At 41.8% G+C, this 24906-nt stretch carries 18 protein-coding genes and 1 tRNA gene; 11 read left to right on the top strand and 8 right to left on the bottom strand.

Annotated elements, in window-relative coordinates:
* Positions 1 to 77 precede the first annotated feature (77 nt).
* The 4 genes from BP861_RS07100 to BP861_RS07085 all read right to left on the bottom strand — a co-directional run bounded on the left by BP861_RS07100 (position 78) and on the right by BP861_RS07085 (position 3968).
* Entirely contained in the window at positions 78 to 1580 is a 1503-nt protein-coding gene (locus tag BP861_RS07100; RefSeq protein ID WP_292373898.1) for an RtcB family protein, read from the bottom strand.
* Between the two features lie 382 nt (positions 1581 to 1962).
* On the bottom strand, positions 1963 to 2403 hold the full coding sequence (locus BP861_RS07095; protein ID WP_292373896.1) for an archease: 441 nt from the start codon (positions 2401 to 2403) through the stop codon (positions 1963 to 1965).
* A gap of 130 nt (positions 2404 to 2533) precedes the next feature.
* Complete coding sequence (locus tag BP861_RS07090; protein WP_292373894.1) at positions 2534 to 3145, bottom strand: CDP-alcohol phosphatidyltransferase family protein; 612 nt, start codon at positions 3143 to 3145, stop codon at positions 2534 to 2536.
* A 250-nt stretch (positions 3146 to 3395) separates the two neighbouring features.
* Positions 3396 to 3968: an aldolase gene (locus BP861_RS07085; RefSeq protein ID WP_292373892.1), complete on the bottom strand. Its 573-nt coding sequence runs from the start codon at positions 3966 to 3968 to the stop codon at positions 3396 to 3398.
* A 176-nt stretch (positions 3969 to 4144) separates the two neighbouring features.
* Here BP861_RS07085 and BP861_RS07080 point away from each other — a divergent pair.
* Together BP861_RS07080 and BP861_RS07075 are read left to right on the top strand one after the other, a co-directional pair.
* A tRNA-Thr gene (locus BP861_RS07080) sits at positions 4145 to 4218 on the top strand.
* 697 nt (positions 4219 to 4915) lie between these two features.
* Entirely contained in the window at positions 4916 to 5374 is a 459-nt protein-coding gene (locus BP861_RS07075) for a peroxiredoxin (RefSeq protein WP_292373890.1), read from the top strand.
* Between the two features lie 237 nt (positions 5375 to 5611).
* Here the strand turns inward: BP861_RS07075 and BP861_RS07070 are convergent, their stop codons facing one another.
* Both BP861_RS07070 and BP861_RS07065 read right to left on the bottom strand, forming a co-directional pair.
* Positions 5612 to 6568, bottom strand: coding sequence for a hypothetical protein (locus BP861_RS07070; RefSeq protein ID WP_292373888.1), 957 nt, complete (start codon positions 6566 to 6568; stop codon positions 5612 to 5614).
* Between the two features lie 134 nt (positions 6569 to 6702).
* The gene (locus tag BP861_RS07065) at positions 6703 to 7446 is read right to left on the bottom strand and encodes a HesA/MoeB/ThiF family protein (RefSeq protein WP_292373886.1); all 744 of its coding nucleotides are present in this window, start codon (positions 7444 to 7446) and stop codon (positions 6703 to 6705) included.
* Between the two features lie 555 nt (positions 7447 to 8001).
* Between BP861_RS07065 and BP861_RS07060 the strand changes: the two genes are divergently transcribed.
* Positions 8002 to 9516 carry an AAA family ATPase gene (locus tag BP861_RS07060; protein WP_292373938.1) on the top strand — a complete coding sequence of 505 codons (1515 nt, stop codon included), beginning with the start codon at positions 8002 to 8004 and terminating at the stop codon, positions 9514 to 9516.
* A 123-nt stretch (positions 9517 to 9639) separates the two neighbouring features.
* Positions 9640 to 11391 carry a vWA domain-containing protein gene (locus BP861_RS07055; RefSeq protein ID WP_292373885.1) on the top strand — a complete coding sequence of 584 codons (1752 nt, stop codon included), beginning with the start codon at positions 9640 to 9642 and terminating at the stop codon, positions 11389 to 11391.
* Positions 11392 to 11430: 39 nt separating this feature from the next.
* Here the strand turns inward: BP861_RS07055 and BP861_RS07050 are convergent, their stop codons facing one another.
* A complete protein-coding gene (locus BP861_RS07050; protein WP_292373884.1) occupies positions 11431 to 12162 on the bottom strand; it encodes a hypothetical protein in 732 nt (243 codons plus the stop codon).
* Between the two features lie 465 nt (positions 12163 to 12627).
* The gene (locus tag BP861_RS07045; RefSeq protein WP_292373883.1) at positions 12628 to 13914 is read right to left on the bottom strand and encodes a PKD domain-containing protein; all 1287 of its coding nucleotides are present in this window, start codon (positions 13912 to 13914) and stop codon (positions 12628 to 12630) included.
* Positions 13915 to 14389: 475 nt separating this feature from the next.
* Here BP861_RS07045 and BP861_RS07040 point away from each other — a divergent pair, with 475 nt between their 5' ends.
* The 7 genes from BP861_RS07040 (at position 14390) to BP861_RS07010 (ending at position 24880) form a co-directional block, all read left to right on the top strand.
* Complete coding sequence (locus tag BP861_RS07040; protein WP_292373882.1) at positions 14390 to 15757, top strand: hypothetical protein; 1368 nt, start codon at positions 14390 to 14392, stop codon at positions 15755 to 15757.
* 496 nt (positions 15758 to 16253) lie between these two features.
* The gene (gene acnA, locus BP861_RS07035) at positions 16254 to 19058 is read left to right on the top strand and encodes an aconitate hydratase AcnA (RefSeq protein ID WP_292373881.1); all 2805 of its coding nucleotides are present in this window, start codon (positions 16254 to 16256) and stop codon (positions 19056 to 19058) included.
* Positions 19059 to 19484: 426 nt separating this feature from the next.
* Positions 19485 to 20552 (top strand): citrate/2-methylcitrate synthase, encoded by a 1068-nt coding sequence (locus BP861_RS07030; protein ID WP_292373879.1) that lies wholly within the window; start codon positions 19485 to 19487, stop codon positions 20550 to 20552.
* Positions 20553 to 20708: 156 nt separating this feature from the next.
* Entirely contained in the window at positions 20709 to 21977 is a 1269-nt protein-coding gene (locus BP861_RS07025) for a UbiD family decarboxylase (RefSeq protein WP_292373878.1), read from the top strand.
* 44 nt (positions 21978 to 22021) lie between these two features.
* A complete protein-coding gene (locus BP861_RS07020) occupies positions 22022 to 23227 on the top strand; it encodes an aconitase X (RefSeq protein WP_292373877.1) in 1206 nt (401 codons plus the stop codon).
* Complete coding sequence (locus tag BP861_RS07015) at positions 23214 to 23675, top strand: DUF126 domain-containing protein (RefSeq protein ID WP_292373876.1); 462 nt, start codon at positions 23214 to 23216, stop codon at positions 23673 to 23675. The genes BP861_RS07020 and BP861_RS07015 overlap by 14 nt, the downstream gene beginning before the upstream one ends.
* A 92-nt stretch (positions 23676 to 23767) precedes the next feature.
* Complete coding sequence (locus BP861_RS07010) at positions 23768 to 24880, top strand: site-2 protease family protein (RefSeq protein WP_292373875.1); 1113 nt, start codon at positions 23768 to 23770, stop codon at positions 24878 to 24880.
* Positions 24881 to 24906: the final 26 nt, after the last annotated feature.

Genomic DNA, 24906 nt, shown 5'->3' with positions numbered 1-24906 from the left:
AGTTTTCACGAAAGCTTCAATATCTAAAGCCTACATTTTCTAACGTTTATTATTTAACGATCAGACTGTTTTCTCACTTAGCCTTTTGCAACCCCTAAAGGAAGAACTCTTGCGACCTTACGGGCAATGCCCAGTTCGTGCACGACATTTACTACGTCGCTGCTAGACTTATATACACCTGGAGCTTCTTCTGCAATTACTGATGGGTGTGTGGCTCTTACTGTAATACCATGAGCTTCGAGGTTTTCTTTTATGCTCTGTCCGCGGAATTCTTTTTTTGCGTGTGCTCTACTCATGACCCTGCCGGCCCCGTGGCAGGCACTACCGAAAGAAACATTCATAGCTTCTTCTGAACCGCATAATATAAATGAGGGTGTACCCATACTTCCAGGAATCAAAACCGGTTGCCCTACATCTCTGTACACGGCCGGAACTTCAGGATGGCCTGGAGGAAAGGCTCTTGTTGCCCCTTTCCTGTGCACATATACCTCTTTTTTCCTTCCATCCACGATATGTTTTTCAAGTTTTGCCACATTGTGAGCAACGTCATAAAGCAGATTCATGCCCAGGTCGTCAGCATCTCTTCTAAATATCTTTTCAAATGATTCCCTTGTCCAGTGAGTAATTATCTGACGGTTTGCCCACGCATAATTTGCAGCACAGAGCATGGCTTTAAAATAGTTCTGGGCTTCCCTTGACTGGGCAGGGGCACAGGCAAGCTGTTTGTCCGGAATTTCAATTTTATAATTCTTTACAGCCTGAGAAAGTTCCTTCAGGTGGTCAGTACAAATCTGGTGCCCTGCCCCCCTTGAGCCACAGTGGATCATTACCGTAACCTGGCCTTCTTCAAGTCCAAAAGTTGAAGCCATTTCCTGATCATAGATTTTATCAACATACTGAACCTCAAGGAAGTGGTTGCCGCTTCCGAGAGTTCCTAACTGAGGTTTTCCCCTAGTTCTGGCTTTCGTGCTTACCTGGGAAGGATCGGCCCCCTCCATATACCCGTTTGCCTCACAGTGTTCGACATCAGCTTCCACGCCATACCCGGCCTCTACAGCCCATCTCGCCCCTTCCAGAAAGGCACTGTCCAGTTCTTGGTCAGAAGCTCTGATCCGACTTTTGGAACCAACACCTGCAGGCACATTATTAAAAAGCTCGTCAGTTAACTTCTTTATGTTCGGAATTACCTCTTCCTTCTGAAGGTTAGTACGAATGAGCCTTACCCCACAGTTGATATCAAAGCCCACCCCGCCCGGGCTGATAATCCCTTCTTCTACATCAAAAGCCGCAACCCCCCCTATAGCAAAACCATAGCCAAGATGAGCATCAGGCATTGCCATGGAATACTTTTGAATGCCAGGGAGAGTTGCCACATTTGCAATCTGGTCAATAGTTCCAGGTTCAATGCCTTCAAGCAAATTTCTGGATACAAACAGGCGGCCCGGAACCCGCATATTTGGGATGTGCCCTACAGGAATCTCCCATTCGTTTTCGGAAAGCTTCTTTACCATACCCCTTACATCCTCCTGTACATTTTCCGTGCTTAATTCCTCAATAGCCGTATCTTCATTTTCTACCATGGTTTATGCTCCCTGTTCCTTTATGCTTTATATATAATTCTGGAACTACTGATTTACCTTCTGTTTCCCGAGGATTCTGCAAATTACTTGGAAATATAATCAAGATACACTGTGTCAGGCTGGATTAAAACCACAATGAATTTTGGAAACGCCTGATTAAGATCGGTTCGATATAACAACATCGATCTAAATATGACTGAATCAATTCAGGACTAGATAACTCAACTTGAGATATGCTTGAAATATTATAGTACTTGAGTTTTATATTGAAGGATAGGATAATAATTCCTATACATGAAGATATGCATGGCGCAAATGGTTAGAGAAGAAAGAGCCAGTATCCGGGAAGCCAGTTCCAGGTAGGAAGAAAACTTCTACTCCCTCAAATATCCACAACTATTTGAGCCTTCCAGCCGTCAGCAGTCTTCGTTATTTCTAACTGGTTATAGGTAACAGCTTTAATTTCAGTCTCAAAGGGGAGGCTTTCAAGATCGTATTTTTTGCCCAGTGCCTGAGCTGTTATTGAGTATTCATCTTTTTCTTCCTTGATTTTTTCAACCCGAAACTCCCTGAACGCGATTTCATCAACTTCAAATAGATATAAAAGCTCGGAAAGCCAGTCCACAAGCAGGGATTCAAGGTCAGGCGACTTAAGAAATATTTCCCTTGAGGTATTTCCAGAGACTTTTTCTGTATCAATTATAACATTGAACATAGCGAGAGCCGCATTTTCGAATACTTCTTCCTTAGTTTTTCCATAAGCCTGGAACTTGATATCTGCAGTGTGATCCAGATACTCATATTGTTTTCCTTGAAACGACATAGCCAGATAGTTGTGTTTTGTGTTACATTAACTTATTCGCCGTAAACTTGTGTTCAAGTCTGAGTAAAATTTTCTCTGACTGAGATTACGAACTGAGATAACATATTTTAAAAATTATAAAAAAGGTGTATTATCTCAGTTCCTTCCATATATAATAAATTCTCTGGACTGCCGTTACATGGCTGGTTACAGCAATAAGGATAACAGCCCAACCCAGAATTGAAAAACCTGCAATTAGCACTGGAAAGGCAAAGTTGCCGAAGGCTGCGAGAATTATAACTACAAGCCGGTCAGCCCTACCCATGATTCCTCCATAATATCTCCCAAGGTTGAGCGCTTGGGCCTGAGTTCCCAGATAACTGGTAAGCAGTACACCTACAATTGCCGCAACTCCTACCTGCCAGGAGGCATAACCTGCAAAAAAGATGCTACATATAATAAAGACATCAGAGTAGCGGTCGATAACGTGATCCAGAAAATCACCCCTTGGGGTGGCCTTATTCGATTTCCGTGCAATTACTCCGTCAAGAGCGTCAAAAATCGAGTTAAGTATTACTAGGATACCTGCCAGCAGGATGAATTCCCTGGAAGCAGGTGAGTAATAAAAACTCACTCCTGCAAAGAACGCACAGATAAGGGAAATTATGGAAACCGCATTAGGTGAGACCTCATATCTTATGAAAAAGTCTGCCAGTGGTTCGATAACTTTTGAGGCAAAAGGTCTCAGGGTATTAAACGTCATGGTGCTCGAGATTCTTCCTTTCGGTGATACCCTTAATAGAAAGCCGTACCAGAAACAGGCACTTTATCTTGTTCAGTATCCCGATTTGGATTTGCTTTTTTATATCATTTCTGTGTTTACCTGCTTTTTTATATTTATACTTAAGCTGTATGGCTATCCTCTTACTCAATACCTAAGTTTACTTATTTCCTTTTTCTGTTTTTCAAGCTCTTACTTATAAGCGCGGATTAAATGGGCGAGCGTTTATAGTTTACTTATTTTCCTTTTTCTGCTGCCGCACACGTTCATACAAGTACTTAACTTTGCAGGAGTGCTCAAGTTGTGTGGTCACTATATAAGCGTCTCCAAGTGTTCTCCCGACTGCAAAAGTTCCGTGACTATAAACTATAGCACCTCTATGCCTTGAGAGCGCGTTTGCAAGATTTCCTGCAAGCTCGCAGCTCCCTATTCCTCCTCCAACAACTGGAATTTCGCCAAGGAAGTACTGTCCTTCACTATCTACAGGTGAAATTTTTTCTCCAGGGCCTGCGAGCAGAGACTCAACAACTGCATATGGAGCGTGAGCGTGAATGATTGCAAGTGCGGAGGTCTGCCTGTAAATTTCCCTATGTACGACAGCTTCGGAAGATGCGATTATATCCATAGAGGAGGTATCTCGAATATCAACTTCAACAACGTTATTTACTGTAATTTCATCAAGTGCGGCCCCTGTCCGGGTAATAATCATCCTGTCGCCAGCCCTGAGGCTGATATTCCCGAAGTTAGATTCGACAAGCCCGTGTTCAACCAGTTTGCGCCCGTATTTTGCGATTTCCTGCCACATCTTAGCGAGATATAAACAAAGGACTCCATAAAGTTTATGTACTATAACCTCGGGAACCCGGCAAAAAAAAGGAAAAATAACAGGCAAAAGACTATGGTTTGCCTCCGGATAAAGAAACCTGCCATAAAGTTTATCTGTGAGTATTGTATTTAGGTAAGTCGCAGTATTTTCCAATTGCCTCGTTGGCTCAGCCCGGTAGAGCGAGTGACTTGTAATCACTAGGTCGCGTGTTCAAATCACGCACGGGGCTTATCCTTTTTTAAATTCAAAGCCTACTTTTTCATTGGAATAAGTGATAAAAATACACTCATTTTTTATAGTAGGTTGCTAATTCACGGACATAATTTAAAAAGAATTAATTTTTATCACTTTTTACTGGTGTTTAACAGTGTCCAAGAAAACTCCTAAACAGATGTCCCGTAAAGAACACGATCAAATGAAACGCAATAAAATAGATAATAACAAACCATCGAATAATAACAAATCGTCAAACAATAACAAACCATTGAATAACAAGACATCGAATAACAAACCGTCATGTAATAAGAAATCTGCGCCGCAGAATCAAAATATAATAGAAAAATTCAAGAATCTTCTCAAGGAAAAAACTCAGAGAATTAAGTAAAATAAGATTAAAAATTACTTCTACTAGGATTTCAGATTCATTATGCGCTTTACGGTGCACTTTATCTAGAGAAAAGAAATAGAGTTTTTATAGTCATTTCAAAAATGTTGATTATTCAATACACTTTTATTTACATTATTTTTACTTCTTTTCTCACAATTTTTTAAATCCAACTCATTCTTCATGTAATTTTTATAGTTTATACTAACTTTGAACCTTCTCTCGTTTCAATCGATACTTCATACTGACAAAAATCTTAACAGGTCAGCAGACAGACAATTTATTAAAGATAGATGATTTTATTAAATTGGGGAAATTTACCATGAGCGAGATTAAAATCGGGGATAAAATCCAGGATTTCAGGTTAAAAGATCAAAAACAGAATGAAGTGCACCTCTATGACTTTGCTGGCAAAAAAGTCCTCTTATCATTTCATCCTCTTGCCTGGACGAACGTGTGTGCAGAACAGATGAAATCACTTGAGGAAAACCACGAAATCTTTACCAGGCTGAACACAGTGGCTTTTGGAATAAGTGTCGATCCCATCCCATCAAAAAGAGCCTGGGCCAAGGAACTGGGAATTACGCACACCAAGCTTCTTTCGGACTTCTGGCCGCATGGAGAGGTTGCAAGAGCATATGGAATATTCAGGGAAAAAGAAGGGGTCTCTCAGAGGGCGAACATAATTATCGATGAGGAACAGAAAATCATATTCTTCGAAGAATATCCTATGCATGAACTTCCTGATGTTGCAAAAATTACAAAAGTTTTGGAACAGTAAACTATATGGTCCAAGATATAGAGTTCAGATCTATAAAACAAAAGAATACACCTAAAAGACAAACTCTAACCATGACTATGAAACTTTAAGCAAGGTTCAGTACTATAATAGAATTAAAAACGCGAAAGAAATCTAAAGAAAATGGTTGGAAAAGGTAATAATCCTCACCAACTAAATACTTTTTCACTAAATACTTTTTCAATTTTCTATAAGCCTATAATTAAAGCCCATAATTATTTACTTCCATGTAAATCCAATATTATTTAATTCCGTATCAATTCCATCAAAGAGTTCCATCAGTGCTATCCTGAGCCTGCGGGCTTCCACCTGCCAGATTCTTTTGCTGACCTGCGTGTTTCCTCCGGCTTTGACAGCTGCAATCCATGAGTATTTTCTTGCGATTTTTGCGTTGTTTGAGGGAAAATCGAAAGCTTTTCCTGTTTTATGGTTAGTGTATTTTTCATTGATCAGAAATTCGTATATCTCCTGAACTCTTTCAAGCAGTTTTTTTTCACTTTCGGAACCTGATGCTCCAAACATCACAAGATTCCATAGGCGAAACTGCACATTATGAAGCTTGATGGAAAGCTTCTTAGAAGCCGAGACTTTCAGCATCTTACTGAATTCAAGATAAATGTCCGTGTTTCCGAAACCTGAAGGCAGGATGTTTCCAATCGAGATCATAACGTGAATGCACTCGTGAAAAAGAATTCTGGCTATCAGGAATTCAACCCTCTCCTGCAAATTCCAGAATTTGTTTACAATAGCCTCGTCCCAGAGCTGGTAAGGGTTAACCAGGATCATGGACCTGTAGACAATCCTTTTTTCTTTCTGTGAAACCAGGCGTTTGGGATAAAGAGTCATTCCCAGCATTTTTCCGAAAAACTGAATCCTGACAGCCAGATCCCAGCAGTACTCCCACTCCCCTGAACTTACACACTTTATCCTGTAGTAATTTCCATCAAAGTGAACTTTCTCAAGTAGTCGGTACATATCTTTACTGTGTACCTTGATCAGTGATTTTACCCTAGACTCCCGATAGATCCTAAGATCAAAATAAGGCGCATTCGGGATAGAAGCAGAAGATAAATCATGTGACGTAATATTTAGATCCTGGAATCCATAAGACCATAAACTTGAGTTCTCGTCCAAACCATTGACTTCCTTCTCAACTGGAATGGTCTTCTTTCTCATCAAATCCCCTCGCACAAGATTCCCTGTAATAAGATCCCCTATAGGATATTATTACTGAAGATATATATAAATTGGCTAATAGACAACAGGAACTTGAAATAAAGGTTTACCCTGGTTTGGAAAGGTGAAATTTTTCATTTATTTTCGCTTTTTTCCTTAAGATTTCCGCAAACAGGGCAATTGTTTAACTTTGATAGTGAAATTTCACTGAAATTTCCTGAAAGCCCGTTCCAGAACAGAAGGCGGCCTTCCAAAAGCTTACCCTGCCCTGTCAGGAATTTAATCACCTCATTTGCCTGAATGGAACCGATAATCCCCGGGGTTGCCCCTAAAACCGGAAAAACTTCCTTTTTAGAAATGCGCGGGAAAATACAGTAAAAGCAGGGAGTTTCTCCAGGCATTATTGTTGTTACTTGGCCGTCATATCCGGTAACTGCTCCATGGATTAAAGGAATCCTTCTTTTTACGGCAAGCCTGTTAAGCATATGTCTCGTTTCAAGGTTATCAAGCGCATCAACTATAACGTCACATTCGGGAACTAGGGCTTCGAGATTTGATTCGGTAAGCATTTCGGCTATGGTTTCAACCTCAATATCCGGGTTCATGGAAAGCAGTTTTTCCTTTGCCGATTCTACCTTAAGCCTTCCGATATCTTTTTCGTGATGTAGGAACTGCCTGTTTAGATTGCTAGGATCTACGGAATCAAAATCAGCAAGAATTATTTTTCCGACGCCTGCGATTGCAAGATAGGTGGAAACCGGACTTCCCAGCCCGCCTGCTCCGGCAACTAGCACTTTTGCTTTCTTCAACTTTTCCTGCCCTTCTTCCCCAAATAGAAGGATCTGCCGGCTATATTTTTCACGTTCGAAATCATTCATGTAAGGACTTCCGGAATTTGCTCTATCTCTGGATACTGGCTAATTTCAGGATACCAATTGATCTGGTATTAATTAATTTCAGGGTACTGGTAATTTAAGGACGTTAATTAATTTCAGGAAATTGGTCTCTCAAAATACGATTTCTATTTTTCATCACCAGGAATATTCTCATTCAGGTGGATTTGAATCGTTCTCATTAGTGATCGACTTCTTTATGCATAACTTCTTCGGATGGCAAAAGGCAGAATCGGTAGGAACTTTAGTCAAGGTGGATACCAGACCAATCCATAAAATCTGATAAAACCAGGCTTCCGTATTAAGGCAGAAAGATATATCTCTGAGAAGAAACATAATCCGCAGACATATTGGTATTAGGGACATATTGGGTAGGGACAAGAATTTTTAGAAAAATTAATTAAGGCAAGGCCCATAAAAATATGGAGTTCATTTTTAACAATATTCAAGCAGGCTATTGCAATCCATTATTGTAGCATTTTTCTCATATACTGATGGCTTGGTGCTGAAAAAGAGAAATTTATAAAGGTTTTGGAGCTTATGAGAGTCCTGGATTTAAAAAATACGGTTATCAATATTAAACAGGAATTTTCAGACTACTTTAAAGAACGGGATGCGGAAATCAATGGGTCTCTTCTTGCACTCCTTTCCGGCGAACATATCCTTTTACTGGGTCCTCCAGGAACTGCAAAAACTCTTCTTGCAAACAAGATTTGCGAAACTATTGAGGGAGGAAACTTTTTCCATTATCTCCTGACTCGCTTCTCCACTCCTGAAGAGGTATTTGGACCACTTTCACTTAAGGCGCTTGAGAGGGACGAGTTCAGCAGGCGAGTAGAAGGCTACCTTCCAACTGCCCATATAGCCTTGCTTGACGAAATTTTCAAAGCCAATAGCTCCATCTTAAACAGCTTGTTAACTGTATTGAATGAGAGGAAGTACCACAACGGCAAGGAACTTATTGAGGTACCTCTTTTTACTGTTTTTGGGGCTTCCAACGAGCTTCCCGAAGAAGATGAAAGTCTCGAAGCTCTTTACGACCGTTTTTTGTTCCGGTACAGGGTGGATTATATCCAGCACGAAGAGAACCTTGAAGACCTGATCTTCAAAAACACCGATGATTTCATACCCTCAACAAAACTCAATATAGAAGATATAAGGGAAATCCAGAAGAGAGCAAGGGATCTCCCGGTTGATCCCGAGGTTAGGGTAATTATAAAAGCACTCAGAAGAGAACTTAAGAACTCAAATATCTTTATCTCGGACAGGCGCTGGAAAAAAACTGTAAGTATACTTAGGGTTGCTTCAGTCGTAAATGGACATACCAGCGTAAACCGGATGACTGCTGTCCTGCTACAGCACATGCTCTGGGAAGTGCCGGAACAGAAGGAAGCAATCAGGAAGCTTATTCTGAATAGTGTTGTTTCAGGGGGTACAGATACTGGAAAACTGAAACTGGATGTTTTTGACCTAAAAAACTCTATTTACAGTTGCTTGCAGCAGGAACTTCCAGATCTTGTAGCTTGTAATAAGTGCTACGAAGAAGATAGAAGAATAACAGGAAACCTGAAAAGCTCAAGGTTTTCAGGGGTGAAAGCCCAGAAGAACCTCACATTTGACAATGCCCTTGATCTGCTGAAACACCATACCGAGTTTCCAACCCATACTTACAGTTTCGGGCTCGATTTCAGCAATGTCAATAGCTCTCTGAATTTCGAGTCTCTTGCAGAGCAATTCCGCAGGAAATACGGATTTGAGTTCAAGATCAGCCTTGACTACGGCGATAAGAAGCTCTATGAAAAAGAGTACGAAAATTTGGAAGAGCGACTGAACTATTTCAGAAGGCAAATCCAGGAAGAAGAAAAAGCGCTTGAGAAAACCCTGAGGGAAAATCTATGGGTTTCAGAGCAGGACAGCCAGGAAATCCTGATTAAATATCGCTCCAAAAACACGGATATTTACGAGATTGCAAGCAATCTAAACGAAATAAGGCTCTTGCTGGAAAAACCCAGGGTATTTGATGTGACCGTTGAGAAAGCAGAAGAGGTCGCCTGAATACTGAAAAGCCTTTGAGAAATAAGAGATGAATGAAATTAAATTTTTCTACGAATTCTAAAAGTTTCTTGAAATCTATGAAACACTCTCAAAGCTTAAAAAAAATTCCCGGAAAAGAAAGATATGCAGGAAATAAAAAGGCGGAAGGAAGATATCGAAGGCACTCTCGGATCAGGATCGTCCTTATCGTTCAGCCATGCTTTCAATCCTTCTGCAATATTAAATCTCGAACTCAGGGAAGTATTGGCTACTCCGCGAACAATGCCAAGGAAAATCAGGGAAGAAATTGCGGAAATTCTTATTTATGAACTTTTTTCAGAAAATGGGTACGAAATAAAAGATGAAAAGCTATTTATGAGTAAATTCGGAGCTTTTTATCCGATTTTATTAAGTTTGAGGGACTTCAAAGCCTGGACTGAAATAAAAGCTCTTGCCGAAACTAATAACCTGGCAGGTGTTTTCATCCTTAGGACTTTGCTTGAAGAACTCTTTACACTTCTGGATGAGTATGGAAAGATAAAGTCTAAATCTTCAAAAAAGTTTGCAAATAGCTTCGAAAAAAGCCTTAAAGCCCTGAAGAATCTGATCGAGGAAACTCAATCAGTATGGGAAAGAAACAGAGTACATGATATTGAGAAAAATTTCCCATTGCAGGATAATCCAGATAGGTTGCGGGATAATCCGGATATATTCAATCAACAGTCAACTCAAGAAAGCAAACAACAAAGTTCCCTCAAACAGGAAAGTTTCCTACAAGACCCTGAATACGAAAACTCGGAAGATCCAGATCTTCAGGCTGGAAAAGCTGCGGGATCCGAAAGACTTGCTTCAATGACTCTGAACTTCATGTCTTCAGAGAAGGCAGGAGAGGCGTTGGATTCTGTTATAGAAGAAAGCATAGCTGTAAAAATTGAAGAGCTTATCCCTGTGCTTGAAGATCACCTTGAAGTGCTTGAAATTCTCTCAATGCTTTTTCCTGGCAGAGCCTGGGATCATTCCTTGAAGGCTCTTCACAGAGAATATTTCGGAAACCTTGAAAAATACGCTTCAATTCTGAAAAAGAGTTCTGATCTTAATGAGATTCTAGAGCAGGTCGGAAGAATTGAACTTGAGTACGGCTCAAAAAAGCTGAGCCTATCGCCATACAGTAAAAATGAGGTTCATTCGGTCACTTTTTCAGGTGATATCCAGACATTACTTCCAGCAGAAACCGTAAAGTTAAAAAATCCTCTCTTGAAGCGAAAATTCTATGCTGATATGCTTGAAGGAAAACTCCTGACCTACCAGCTAAAAGGAGAGAACTGGAACTCGGATACTGCGGGTAAAAAAAGAAAAGGGCCTGTAGTCGCCCTAGTAGATACTTCTGCGTCGATGCGAGGAAGTCCCGAACTTCTTGCAAAAGCCGTGATTCTGGCAGTTACAAGAAGAATGCTGAAAGAAAACAGGGATGTTAAAGTAATCCTTTTCTCATCTAAGTGGCAGACTGTTGAGATTGAGCTTACAAATAAAAAGCGTATGGGAAAGGAATTTCTTGAATTTCTGAAATTTACTTTCGGCGGCGGTACCGACTTCAATACAGCGCTCCGTGCAGGCCTTAAAGCTATGAAAAATGAAAAAGCCTTTGAGGGAGCTGATCTCCTTTTCCTTACCGATGGTTTTTCAGAACTCTCAGAGAGGCCACTTATCCGGGAATGGAATGAGATAAAAGCTGAAAGAAGAGCCAGGATCTTTTCTCTAATTATCGGAAATTATGATGCCGGCGGGCTGCAACAGGTTTCTGACTACACGTATCTTATAGGGAATGCCGAAAATTGGGATGTTGGGGAAAGCCCTGCAAGTTTTGTGAAGGCAATAAGCAAGCCCTACAGGTTTTAAGTTCTCGGATTTTTTTAAGATATTTCCTGTCTTCTTGCTTCAACTCCTGCGCTTGAAAAGTTTTTGCAGACCCTCTGCGAAGTCCTCTAGGTCTTTCCTGCCTGGGGTTTGATGTCTGGAGATACTTGACAGGATAGCAAACGTAGCCTGTTTACTCCGGCTGGCTCCTTTAAGCAGCCCGATTTCTATCATTGCTACTATCAATTCGGAGATAATTTTGCGATCTCTAGGGCTCAGGTTATTCCATTTTTCATTGAGCTTTCTCGAGGAATCCATTATTGATTCTTTTCTTTCGGATGCTATAGATGAGGCTTTTGAGGAAGCAACTTTTGAAACGCTAATTATCTGCTTCCTTCCATAGGAAGCCGTTTCCAGAAATACTTTAAAGGCATTTCTTGAGATCTTTTTTATTTTTGTTCTTTGATTAATAGGGATTTCCTCTCCAGACTCCTTTTGGAAATTCCTTTCAGAAGCTCTGCTCTCCAGAATTTTACGGACCTCTTCAAAGATTTCGGAAATTTCCTCCTGAGACCTCGTTCTAAGGTATTCTCTGAGACCCTCCAGAAGGTCAGGGTCAACTGACCCGGAATTCAGCTTAGTAGAAGAATCCGGATCGTGGAAAAAAGTTTCATCTATTTCCACGAAATCAGCATCAATTATAGAACTGGATCCAAAAAGATCTTCATGCGATGAAACCTTTCTGAATTTGGATTTCTTTCTGACCCTAAAACCTGCGTCTGAAAATCTGTCGAACACTCTCTCTTTAAGCAAGAAAAATGCACTCCTTAGTGAATAAATGCCTTCGTTCTTAAAATGAAAATCCTCTATTTATTTCGGAACAATTCATAGCCCGGATAACTTTGGCATCAACTCGCTGTTACATATATAAATATATACATATATAAATATAATTAACTGTGTCTCAGTTTATTACCTATCAGGAATTTAACTTTAAGATTTGATATCTTTTTCTGTTCATGGTTTTTGAGTCTTTTTAATTTTTCCCGATTTTGTCCCATGTACGATATTCTCTATAAAATGAATACATGTTCCATTATATTATCGTATAAGATGTAAAATCTTTTGAGAATATACAACAGCGCTGATAATCGTATCAGAGCGTATTTCTCATAAAAATGAAAAGTTTCCTAAAAAGGAAAAATAAGAAGATATACTTCTTTCCGTTTTTTCGTTAATGAGTTCCCAGATTCATTTAATTAAAAAAATATTTTTTACTCAGGGATAATTCACTGTGTATCCTGCGGCTGCGCCATCGTCAACGGCTGTAACTCCACTTCCCTTATCATGGGGAACCCAGACCTGACAGGATCCTGTTGCCGTATTTCCGGATGCATCCATAACTTTATAATTAATTGTGTACACCCTGCCGTTTCCATCTCCCTGTCTTTCTGCTCTTAAGTCAACTGTTTGAGGACTCTTGATAACGATATCCTCTAGGGTATTCCCATCTCCTTCGCCAGAAGCTTCCTTAGGTTCATCGCTGCTCACTGATGTGATTACTATATCATCCATGTTTACATCAGGGTCGCAGGTATCAGTTACAGAAATTCCGCAGTCGGATATTGAGACAGTTTGATATTTATGGTTTGGTGGCCAGAGCACTACTGGTTTACCTGAAGTTGTTATAGTCGGTGCGGTTGTATCCTTCACTGTTATGTCAACGGTATCAGTACTTGAGAATTCCCCATCAAAGACAGTAAGAGTCACTGTTGTTGTTCCCTGGGGAAGGTTTACTATAGGGTTTATACCTTCGGCTGATCCACCGTTCCATGTCCAAGTATATGTCAATGGTGAAATCTGGCCGTCATCAGTAGAGCCTGATCCATCAAGAGTTAAGTCTGCACCTTCTGGATTAGCCTGCTCAAGGACCTGATCAGGACCAGCATTTGCTACTGGCGCGTTATTAGCTGCCATAACTGTTATATAGTTCACAAATTTTTCAGAACATACGCCCTTAGCGTTCCATACCTGTAATCTGACAGTATATACCCCGGGTTTAGTGTAAGTATGTGTTGGATTCTGTTCTCTTGACAGAGCACCATCACCATCACCGAAATACCACATCCATGCAGTTGGACCGCCTGTGCTTTTATCAATAAATTGTACCGTAAATGGCGCTGTTCCTGTTTTACTAACTGCAGTAAGGTGTGCCATTGGTGTTTCTGTTGCTGGATCTGTACCAGGAACTGTTATATTGTGAGAAGCTGTGCTGTAGTAGGGTCCTCTTGTTATTTTCAAAGTAACGGTGTAATCCCCAGGTTCTAGATATGTATGTCCAGGGTTCTTATTTCTTGATGTGCCTCCGTCACCGAAATCCCACATGTAAACCGAAGGGCTTCCGGTACTTTTATCGGTAAATAATACAACGAGCGGTGCGTTTCCGGAAGTTGGGTCCGGAATAAAGTCCGCCTGCAGAACCTCAGCACTTGCAGGCATTGCAAAAATTATTAGCACCACGAGTGATGCTAAAATTAGCGATGCTAGGGAGTTTCTTTTGTTCATTTATGTTCGCCAGATTTATGCTGTTGAAGATTTTCTTTAATGGTCGATGGTAATATGCTTATGAACATCGATCTTAAAAAATATATTATTTATAACTCATATATAAGTGATAAGCCAAATGAGAATACTTTTTATTGCTCAGTGATTTTTGATTAATTGCAGTCAATTGCTATTGTAAATGATGGTATATTTTGGTGATTCTAGAAGATGTTAAAAAGTCTCTAGTCTTTTGGTAACGTCTTAATTTCCGTATCGTGCTAGCAAAAACTGGGGCTAGGTAAAAGTTGGGACTCTGGAAGTAATTAAATTACTTTTTTGAACAAGATACGTAAAAAAGGTGGAAATCAAAAAATAATCTTTCAAAAATAATCTTTCTTATCCTTTATTCTCTAAAAATAACTGCAAATTGGTTCGAAGTTTAAGTAATTATTTTATATGTTTCACGCCTTAGTAGATAATGAGCGAGGTGAAAAGTATGCGTATATTGGATATTAAGGCATTAAAAGGAATTGTATACGGACTCCTTGTCATAGCAGTCCTTTCGGTTGCCTGTGCAGGAGCAGGGGATGAAGATACTGCTGCCATACCTGTAAAAGAAGAAGTACAACCAAAAGTGGCGGCAGATACCGTATCATCTTCGAGTTATGCAGGAGATTATTTCCCCAAATTTGAGAAAATCAAGGTTGACCCGGCTTATAAGCACCTGGAAATTAAACCCGGAGACAGTAAAAATTTTATTGTAACCGTTGAGAACAAAGATAACAAGACAATTGAATTGAAGCCGAAGCCTATAATCACTCCTTACACGGAAAATTTCATAAACGAAAGCTGGATCAGCATAAGTCCTTCCGAAAAGGCTCTTAAGCCCGGAGAAAAACAGGAATTTCAGGTAACGGTGGACATACCGAAGGATGCGGACCTTGGAAGCTATGCCGTACTCCTTGCTTTAACGGAAAAAGTGCCTGAAGGAGACGTAGCCGGTCCTTATTCAAATTTCCCGGGCACGATGCAGCTGAACATACAGGTATGGGTCAAACCATCAATCCAGATTCTTACACCTTATGTAAATGACCTTGTCGAAGCCGGAAAGAATTATACTTATGAAATCAAGCTGAGGAATACAGGCAGTAAAGATATCACAATTTCCCCTGAGCTTACTAAAGACATGTTTTACTCTATGGGAATGCCGGAACAGGCCTTCGGAGACGATGCAATACGCGTAGAAGCTCCTGACAAAATAAAAGCCGGACAGACAGCTATTGTAAAACTTACACTTGCAGTTCCATCTACTGCAAAGGGCAGCTATAGCGGTAGTATTGACCTGAATATTGACGACCCTGGGGTTCGCGAATACGAAGGAATGATTTCCCTGAACTTCCGTATCCTTCCGGTTCCTGAAAAGCCTTATGAAAATACATTCGAAGCCGGAACCGATGGCCCCATTACCCTGGAAATTAGAGCTAACCAGTACGGATACGGCCTGTATACCACCGGAGGAAATCGAAATCTTACGCCTTCCTTTAATGTGAGCCTGATAGATCCTTCAGGAAATAAGGTTACCCCTACCTTTGTAGATACGAAATATAGCGGCTCGGTAACCATAGTAGATGATGCGTACCCGCAGCCATTCTATTTTGCTTCATATCCATTCTTTAGAGGTGAAGGCGATATGGCAACTGGCGGTATGGAAACTAAAAATCAAGGAAGTTACCAGGGAGGAACTACAACCTTTGTTAAAACTTATACCGCACCAGGAGCTGTGGGAAAATGGAAGCTTTCTATCTTTCCCGAAAATACAGAGAACTTTGATTATACAGTAACAATCGGAGCTGCTGAAAAATAAGTAGCTTCTACTTTTTTTCTTTATTCCAGGGCTTTTTTTCTTTTTATTCAGGTATCAGGAGAGAATATAAGTCAGGTTTTTATTTAACTTCTGAATTATGAAAGTTCTAGACTGTTTCAGAATTTTTAAATTTTTTCAATCCTTTTTTATCTTAATCATTTTATTCTTTTTCCTTTCTTTTTTACCCGATTTTGCAGTATATAAAATATGTTAAAGGACTGGTGTGTCTTAAGCTAGAGTAAAAATCAACAATTTTTATACTGGTTAACATATAATTTACACGAGGAATTATTTTGAGGTTTTGGGGAAAAAGCAGAGGGCAACACCTTCAATTAAAGCAAACTTTTGTATGTAAAAAGGGTGTAGTAAACCCGAAGGAATAAAATAGTCTTAAGATAAGATGGGGCTTTCATACAATAAAGAGACTCACACGATAAAGAGAAAATCTATAATATTATGGTTTTATTTTCATATTTTTGCTGGAGGTAAAAAATCTATGAGAGAAGGTCCAGACCCATTTGGGGTAAGAGACACTATTGAAACAGCTGCTGGAAAAGCTACAATTTACAGATTGGGCAAACTGGAAGAAAAAGGCTTTGAGGGAATTTCCCTGCTTCCTTACTCCATAAGGATCCTGCTGGAATCCCTGCTCAGGCACGCAGATACTGAAAAGCATATAATAACTGCCGAGGATGTGGAGGCTCTTGCCCGCTGGAGCCCTGAAAACGTAAGTGACAGGGATATCCCGTTCATTCCGTCAAGGGTAATTATGCAGGACTTTACAGGAGTTCCGGCTGTAGTAGACCTTGCAGCCCTTCGCTCGGCAATGCAGCGCCTTGGAGGCGATCCTACGAAAATAAACCCTGTTATCCCTGCCGACCTTGTTATTGATCATTCGGTCCAGGTGGATTCCTACGGCACGGCATATTCCCTTGAGGAAAATGAGAAAAAGGAATTTGAACGCAATACAGAGCGTTATTCCGTCCTGCGCTGGGCCCAGAAAGCCTTTGATAATCTCAGAGTGGTGCCTCCTGGAAGGGGAATTATCCATCAGGTGAACCTTGAGTACCTGACCCCACTTGTGCATCTCAAAGAGAAAAATGGGGAGTTATTTGCATTTCCTGACACCCTTGTAGGGACAGACTCTCACACTACAATGATTAACGGGATTGGAGTACTCGGCTGGGGAGTAGGAGGCATAGAAGCCGAGGCTGTAATGCTCGGGCAACCTTACTATATGCCTGTACCTGAGGTCGTAGGCTTCAAGCTCTACGGGAAACTTGCACAGGGAGTCACTGCCACTGATCTTGTCCTGACAATTACGAAGATGCTTAGAAAAGTGGGAGTTGTCGGCAAATTCGTGGAGTTTTACGGACCAGGTTTAAACTCACTCAGTCTTCCTGATAGGGCAACGATCTCCAATATGGCTCCTGAATATGGAGCAACCCTTGGAATTTTTCCACCAGATGCCGAGACCCTTGCCTACCTGAGAAGAACTGGCAGGAGCGAAGAACAGGTTGACCTTGTGAAAAAGTATCTGGAAGCCCAGGATCTTCTGTACTCCGTTAACAAGCCTGATCCCGTTTTCAGTACTACCCTGGAACTGGATATGAGCACGGTGAAGCCCTGTCTTGCAGGCCCGAAACGCCCTCAGGACCAGCTTTTCTTGAGTGAGGTGCCTGAAAACTTCCGTGAAACTATGCAGCAGACCTTTATCCGAAAGAAAGATTCAGGGCTTGAACTTTCCCAGGATCCTGCTTATCAGCGCTGGATTAGTGACGGAGGGGCGCCTGTAGAGGAACCTGAAACCTATGTTACAGAAGAGGAAAAAGCAGAATCTCTGGAGAAAGCCTTCAGGGTAACACACGGCTCCGTAGTGATTGCAGCAATTACTTCCTGTACCAATACCTCAAATCCTTCAGTTCTGATAGGGGCCGGGCTGCTTGCGAAGAAGGCTGTAGAAAAGGGCCTTCATGTCAAGCCTTTTGTAAAAACAAGTTTCTCCCCAGGCTCAAGGGTAGCTACGGAATATCTTAGAACTGCAGGCCTTTTGCCTTATCTCGAAGCTCTTGGTTTCCACCAGGTAGGTTACGGCTGTACAACCTGTATAGGTAACAGTGGTCCTTTACCTGAAAAAGTCGCTAAGGAGATTGAGGAAAATGACCTTACTGTTGCAGCCGTACTCAGCGGAAACCGGAACTTCGAAGGTCGGATTAACCCTCTTGTCAGGGCAAATTTCCTTGCTTCTCCACCTCTTGTTGTAGCCTATGCAATCGCAGGTACTGTAAATATCAATCTTGAAACAGATCCACTTGCTTATGACCCCAACGGGCGCCCGGTTTACCTCAAGGATATCTGGCCTGCAGAGGAGGAGATCAGGGATGCTGAAAAGAACAGCATCAAACCTTCAATGTTCGAAAAAGAATATTCCGGTGCGCTTGAAGGCCCCAAACGCTGGAAAGAGCTGGAAGCCCCGACAGGTACCCTATATGATTGGAACCCTATGTCCACATACATTCAGGAACCTCCATATTTCATGGATTTCCCGCCTGCTTCACCATCACCTGCGGATATAAAGAATGCAAGAGTCCTGGCCCTTTTCGGGGACAGTATTACTACTGACCACATTTCTCCTGCAGGGGATATCCCGTCAGACAGTCCTGCAGGCAGGTACCTGATTTCCTGGGGTGTGAGCCCTGAAGATTTCAATTCTTATGGGTCTCGAAGAGGTAATCACGAGGTAATGATGCGCGGAACTTTCGGGAATATTCGGCTCAGGAACAGGCTTGTGGACAGGGAAGGAGGCTGGACCGTATACCATTCCAGGAAAGAGGACTTCCCCGAGGAAGCCTGCGGAGGAATCCCAATTTATGACGCGGCTATGCTTTATGCGGAAAATAATATTCCCCTGATCGTTATTGCAGGAAGAGAATATGGGACCGGCAGTTCCAGGGACTGGGCGGCCAAAGGTACGTTCCTGCTCGGAGTTAAAGCAGTTATTGCCGAGTCTTTCGAGCGTATTCACAGAAGCAACCTTGTAGGCATGGGAGTTCTTCCATTGCAGTTTAAAGAAGGTGAGAACGCCGATATCCTTGGTCTCACAGGAAAAGAAAGCTATGATATTCTGGGCATTGAATACATGGAACCCCACGGAAAACTTATTGTGAGGGCAAAGGACGAAAATGGTAATGAAGTGCAGTTCCAGGTTACTTTGAGGCTGGATTCGGCCGTAGAAATCGAGTATTACACGAATGGCGGGATTTTGCATAAATTCCTGCGAGATTCAGTGAAGAAAAAATAACAGGTTAGCAGTACCAGAATTAGACAAAGAATCTTTTTGAAAGGGTTTCACAAGCTTTATATAAACTCTCCTGTTTTTTTGAAACCTTTTCTTTTTCTTGGATCGAAATGAGGGTTATAGAGAGTTCTTTTAATTCTCAAAGGCATTTTGAGGGAAACTTTATTCTAAAAGAGCATATTTCTTTTTTAATATAACCTATAGGTTTAAGGCCGTGGCATCTTTAATATTTAAAAAATAATTATAAAGATTCAGAGATATAATTTCAACAAATTTAATATACTTATTCGATAATAATAGGAATGAATTGTCACCCTATTTTTGGGTCCTAATAAGACCCTTCGTGTTAAATCTTCCACGTATAAGCAGAGGATTCCCCAAACTTCAAAGTTTTTTGAAAATCCTCTAGGCATAACTGTGAGGTAGAAAATGAGTAAAAATATATGTTTCATCGATGGGTTAGAGGGCATTCTGAAATACAGGGAGGTAGATATTAACCAGCTGGTTGAGCTTTCCTATGATGCCGTTTCCTATCTGCTTATCCAGGGAGAGCTCCCCGGAGATAAGGAACTTGCCGAGTATTCAGCCTGCCTGCATGGGGAGCGTGAAGTCAATAGGGAGGTTCTGGACGTTATCCACATGTGCAATTTCAATATTGATTCTATGGAAGCGCTGCGTACAATAGTTTCCTTTATATCTCAGTTCGATCCGGACATTAACGACAGCTCTCCTGAAGGAAATATGAGAAAAGCCACACGGTTAATTGCCAAGATCCCAACGATAGTTGCTGCGTATTATAGAATCGCAAATGGAAAGGAACCTGTGCCCCCTGATCCCTCTCTCTCCCACGGAGCTAACTTCCTGTATATGATCAGGGGAAGCAAACCAAGTCAATTGGAAGCTGAGATCATGGAAAAAGACTTCATCCTCAGCGCCGAACACGAATTAAATGCCTCTACTTTTTCTTCAAGAGTTACTGCCTCTACCCTTTCAGACCTCTATTCTGCTGTTGTTTCAGGACTCTGTACCCTTAAAGGTCCTCTGCATGGAGGGGCAAGATCAGAAGTTGTGAACATGATCGAAGAAATTGCCTATCCGGAGAATGCGGAGAAGGTTGTGCTTGAGAAACTCGCAAAGAAAGAAAAGATAATGGGTTTCGGGCATAGAGTATACAAGACTTATGATCCAAGGGGCTTAATCTTTAAGCAGCTTGCCAAGCAACTCGCCGAAGCAAAAAGGGATATGCACTGGTACGAAATAGCGGAAATAATAGAAAATACTGTTGTCTGCGAACTTGTGGAAAAGAAAGGAAAGCCAATTTATCCCAACGTTGATTTCTACTCGGGAGTTGTTTACAAGTATATGGATATTCCCCCTCAACTTGCAACATCAATTTTTGCAATCGGGCGGGTCTCAGGCTGGATAGCTCATTGCTTTGACCAGTATGAGAAGAAAAGGATTATAAGGCCAAGAGCTTTCATGCTTGACGAGTGTTAAATGACTTTTGGTCAAGCACAACCATTGCGCAGTTGATCACGCCAAGTCGAGCCTTTGGTTAAGCTTTCCTTAGGAAAGGTTGCGATCAAACCTTTTTTAAAAAGGTTTGCGGACAATCTTTTTATTATCTGACAGCTTTTTGATATCCAGATGCCCATGAGTTTTAGAGTTTTCATCGACCAGTTGAAAGAAAACGGAAAACTGGTAGAGATTTCGCATCCCGTTTCTCCGAGGTTCGAGGCTTCGCGAATTGCGAAAAATACAAAAGCTCCTGTTCTTTTCCATAATATTTCGGGTTCAAAAGTCATAATGAACCTTCTTGGATCAAGGGATGAACTGGCTTCCATGCTCGGAGTCCCTAAGGAAGAAATCATAAAAAGACTTTCGAAAGTTTCTCCTGAAGGGGAAGTGCGACTGGTTTCAAAGTCTCCAACCCTTGAGGTAATAGAAAACGAGGTTGACCTGACAAAACTTCCTATTCTTACACATTTTGAGAAAGACGGGGCCCCGTATATAACAGCAGGGATTGTAGTTTCCGAGTATGGAGGCACGATTAACGCTTCCATTCACCGTCTTATGCTTGTAGGAAAAGATAAACTTGCAGTCCGCTTGGTTCCTCCAAGGCATACCTATCTCCTGCACAAAAAAGCTGCCGAAAAAGGCGAATCTCTGCCTGTTGCAATCGTGCTTGGCTGCGACCCGGCAATTATTTACGCGACTTCTACAAGGGTTCCTGTAGGAAAAGAATTCGAATACGCAGCCGCCCTACGAGGAGCTCCTGTTGAGCTTTTTGAGTGTGCAAATGGGGTAAAAGTTCCTCATGCTGAGATTGTGCTTGAAGGTTATATTGATCCTGTAGAGAAGGTTGATGAAGGGCCTTTTGTGGACATTACCGGAACCTATGATGTGGTAAGAAAAGAACCTGTTATTCATATTACCCGAATCATTCACAGAAAAGACCCAATCTATCACGGGATTCTGCCAGCCGGCCCTGAGCATCTCCTTATGATGGGCGTGCCTTACGAACCAAGGATTTACAGGGCTGTCGGGGAGGTTACGACTGTCAAAAACGTTGTGTTGACCGAAGGAGGATGCTGTTATCTCCATGCAGTCGTTCAGATTGAGAAGCAGACTGAAGGGGATGGAAAAAATGCTATTATGGCAGCCTTTGCAGCCCACACGAGCCTTAAGCATGTAGTGGTTGTGGATGAGGATATAAATATTTTTGACCCGAACGATGTTGAGTTTGCAATTGCCACGAGGGTAAAAGGAGATATGGATATTCTGATTATTCCCAATGTCAGGGGCAGTTCTCTGGATCCGCGGGGAGCTCCTGACGGAACGACTACAAAAGTGGGAATTGATGCTACAAAAGTGCTTGTAGAAAAGGAAAATTTTGAAAGGGCCGTAATTCCGGAAGAATAAATAAAGGTTATTTTAAGCATCTGGCAATTACCGAGTGAATTTCAATGTATCTTACAAAAGAAGAAGAGCGAATCTTGAATGGAGAAACCGGAGAGACTCTAAGGCAGGCTATCGAAATCTTGGTGGCTCTTGGAGATATTTACAGTGCAGACAGGCTTATTCCCATCAAAAGCGCCCAGATTGCAGGGGTTTCTTACAAAACTATGGGCGATGCAGGCCTTGAATGGATTTCAGACCTGCAGGGCAAGGTTAAGGTTCCTGCGATTCTGAATCCTGCCGGGATGGATCTGCAAGACTGGAAAAGGCTCAAAATCTCGCCCGATTTTGCGGAAAAACAAAAATTGATTGTTCAGGCATATGAAAAACTGGGAATTCGATGTGAGTGCACATGTACGCCTTATACTCTTGAGGGTTTTGACGCCGGTTACGGCGACCACCTGGCATGGAGCGAATCGTCAGCCGTCTCTTATGCAAATTCTGTACTTGGAGCCAGGACAAACCGGGAAGGTGGACCGTCAGCCCTTTCTGCGGCACTTCTCGGGAAAACTGCAAATTATGGATTCCATCTGGATGAAAATCGTGTGCCTGAGGTCTCATTTGACGTAGAATCTCCATTAAAGGGGTCAGATTATGGTGCTCTCGGTTATGTAGCTGGCAAACTTGCAGGTAGCAAAGTACCTGTTTTTCAACTCAGGAATACACCGGATGCGGATGAATTAAAAGCACTCGGAGCTGCAATGGCAGCTTCAGGAGCAGTTGCCCTTTACCATGTGGAAGGAGTGACGCCTGAGATTTGTAGAGTGAATTTTGAAGCCCCGGCAGAAAAAATAACTATTGAGAGAAGCCAGCTTGACGAGGTTTATGAGAGCCTGAAAGAAGCCTGCAAAAAACCCGAATTGATAACTATAGGATGTCCTCACTGCTCGGCAAGGGAGCTTGAGAAAGCAGCCGAACTGCTGAGAGGAAAAACGGTTTCAAAAGAGTTCTGGATATTTACCTCAAGGGAACTTGCAAACCGCTATCCGGAGTATATCAGGACTATCGAGAAAAGCGGAGCTAAGGTTGTCTGCGATACCTGTATGGTAGTTTCTCCTGCTACCAACAGCTATTCCTGCGTTATGGTAAACTCAGGAAAAGCGCTTGCTTACGTGCCAGGGATGTGCGGGGCTGAAGCCGTATACGGAAGTATGGAGGCGTGTGTAGAGGAAGCAGTCGGCAGGACTGAAAACAAGGCAGGTGATTCCAATTAAACTTAAAGGCAGGACAATTTCCAGAGGATGTGCAAAAGGGGAAGTACTACTCTCTAGAGATCCCATTTCCTTCCTTGGCAGTGTAGACCCGAAAACCGGGGTTGTAATTGAAGAAAATCATGCCCTTGAAGGAAAATCAATCCAGAATAAGGTTCTTGTTTTCCCCCATGGAAAAGGCTCTACAGTTGGCTCGTATGTTATGTATCAACTGAAAAAAAACGGAGTCGCCCCTTCAGCGATAATAAATCTGGAAACCGAACCTATAGTTGCAGTTGGAGCTATTATTTCTGAAATCCCACTTGTTGATATGCTTGAGAGAAACCCTTACGAAGTATTAAATGATGGAGACCTTGTTCTGGTTAACGGAAGCAAAGGATATGTTGAGCTTCTCAAACAGGAAACTAATAAACCTGAAAACGATGAAATGAAAGATAATCAGGAAAATTAAAAACGGTAATTTAAGGCCCAAAGGCTGACAGATAAAACTGAGAATGAATAAATCTAAAATAAAATCTTAATCTGGGAGATAGGAACTCCAAAATGAACCAGGAAAACCATAAGAAAGGCAAAGGAAAATTCAATGCCGAAGAAACGGTTTCGCGTTTGTACCCTTACATAGTTAGGGTATTTGACGTTTATGAGATCCAGAATTCCGGGGAAGCCCTTTACTTATATGGAACTCCTAAAACCGATGCTGCAAATATTACGGGAGAACTCTGGGAGCCTTTACAGCAATTTGGGTTTGGATGCACGCTGAAGTACGAGCTTGGAGAATATGTACTGCTGGTTTTTCCTGAAAAGAAGAAAAAGGAAAAGACCTGGGTAAACATTGTTCTTTTCATAGCGACATTTTTTACAACCATGGTTTGTGGAGCCTGGATGTCCGGAGCGGACCTAGAAAACGGGCCTCTCCAGCTTTTCCGGGGCTTACCCTTTACCCTTGCGATAATGGCTGTTCTCGGTTCCCATGAAATGGCTCACTATGTAATGGCCAAGTATCATGGAATGGAGGCATCTCTTCCTTATTTCATTCCTTTTCCCACATTTATCGGGACTATGGGAGCGTTAATTCGCTATAAAGGACCTGTGCCTAGCCGAAAAGCACTTTTTGATGTGGGAGTTGCAGGGCCACTGGCAGGTCTGCTCATGTCAGTTGCAGTTACTGTAATAGGACTTAACCTTGAGGCGCCTACAGTAAATCCCTTGACCAATTCTACGATGCTTGATCTCGGCCTGCCTCCCCTTTTCGTGTTTATCCAGAATCTTGTCGGAGCTACAGGAGAAACCCTTCATCCTGTAGCCTTTGCAGGCTGGGTAGGAATGTTCGTAACCCTACTCAACCTTCTTCCTGCAGGGCAACTTGACGGTGGGCACATCCTCAGGGCTATGATGGGTAAAAAAGCGGAGAAGATCTCGTTTCTAATGCCGCGTATTATGTTGTTGATAGGGCTTTATGTAATTTACTGGCTGAAGGAAGATGGATTTATATGGGTTTCCTGGGCTCTTTTACTCTGGATTTTTGCGGCGGCAGGACATCCTTCTCCCCTGCACGACAAAGTAGAACTGGACAAAAAACGTATCTTTATAGGGATCATTACTTTTATCCTGGGCTTACTATGCTTTACTCTGATACCTTTTAAGTCAATTTCCTAAATGAGCTCGGGGTTCTAAAAACGGAG

It is taken from the genome of Methanosarcina sp. UBA411, assembly GCF_002495725.1.
In the GTDB taxonomy this organism is placed as follows: Archaea; Halobacteriota; Methanosarcinia; order Methanosarcinales; family Methanosarcinaceae; genus Methanosarcina.
Note: the sequence above shows the minus strand (reverse complement) of the source record. Positions and strands in the feature narration are given on the sequence as shown.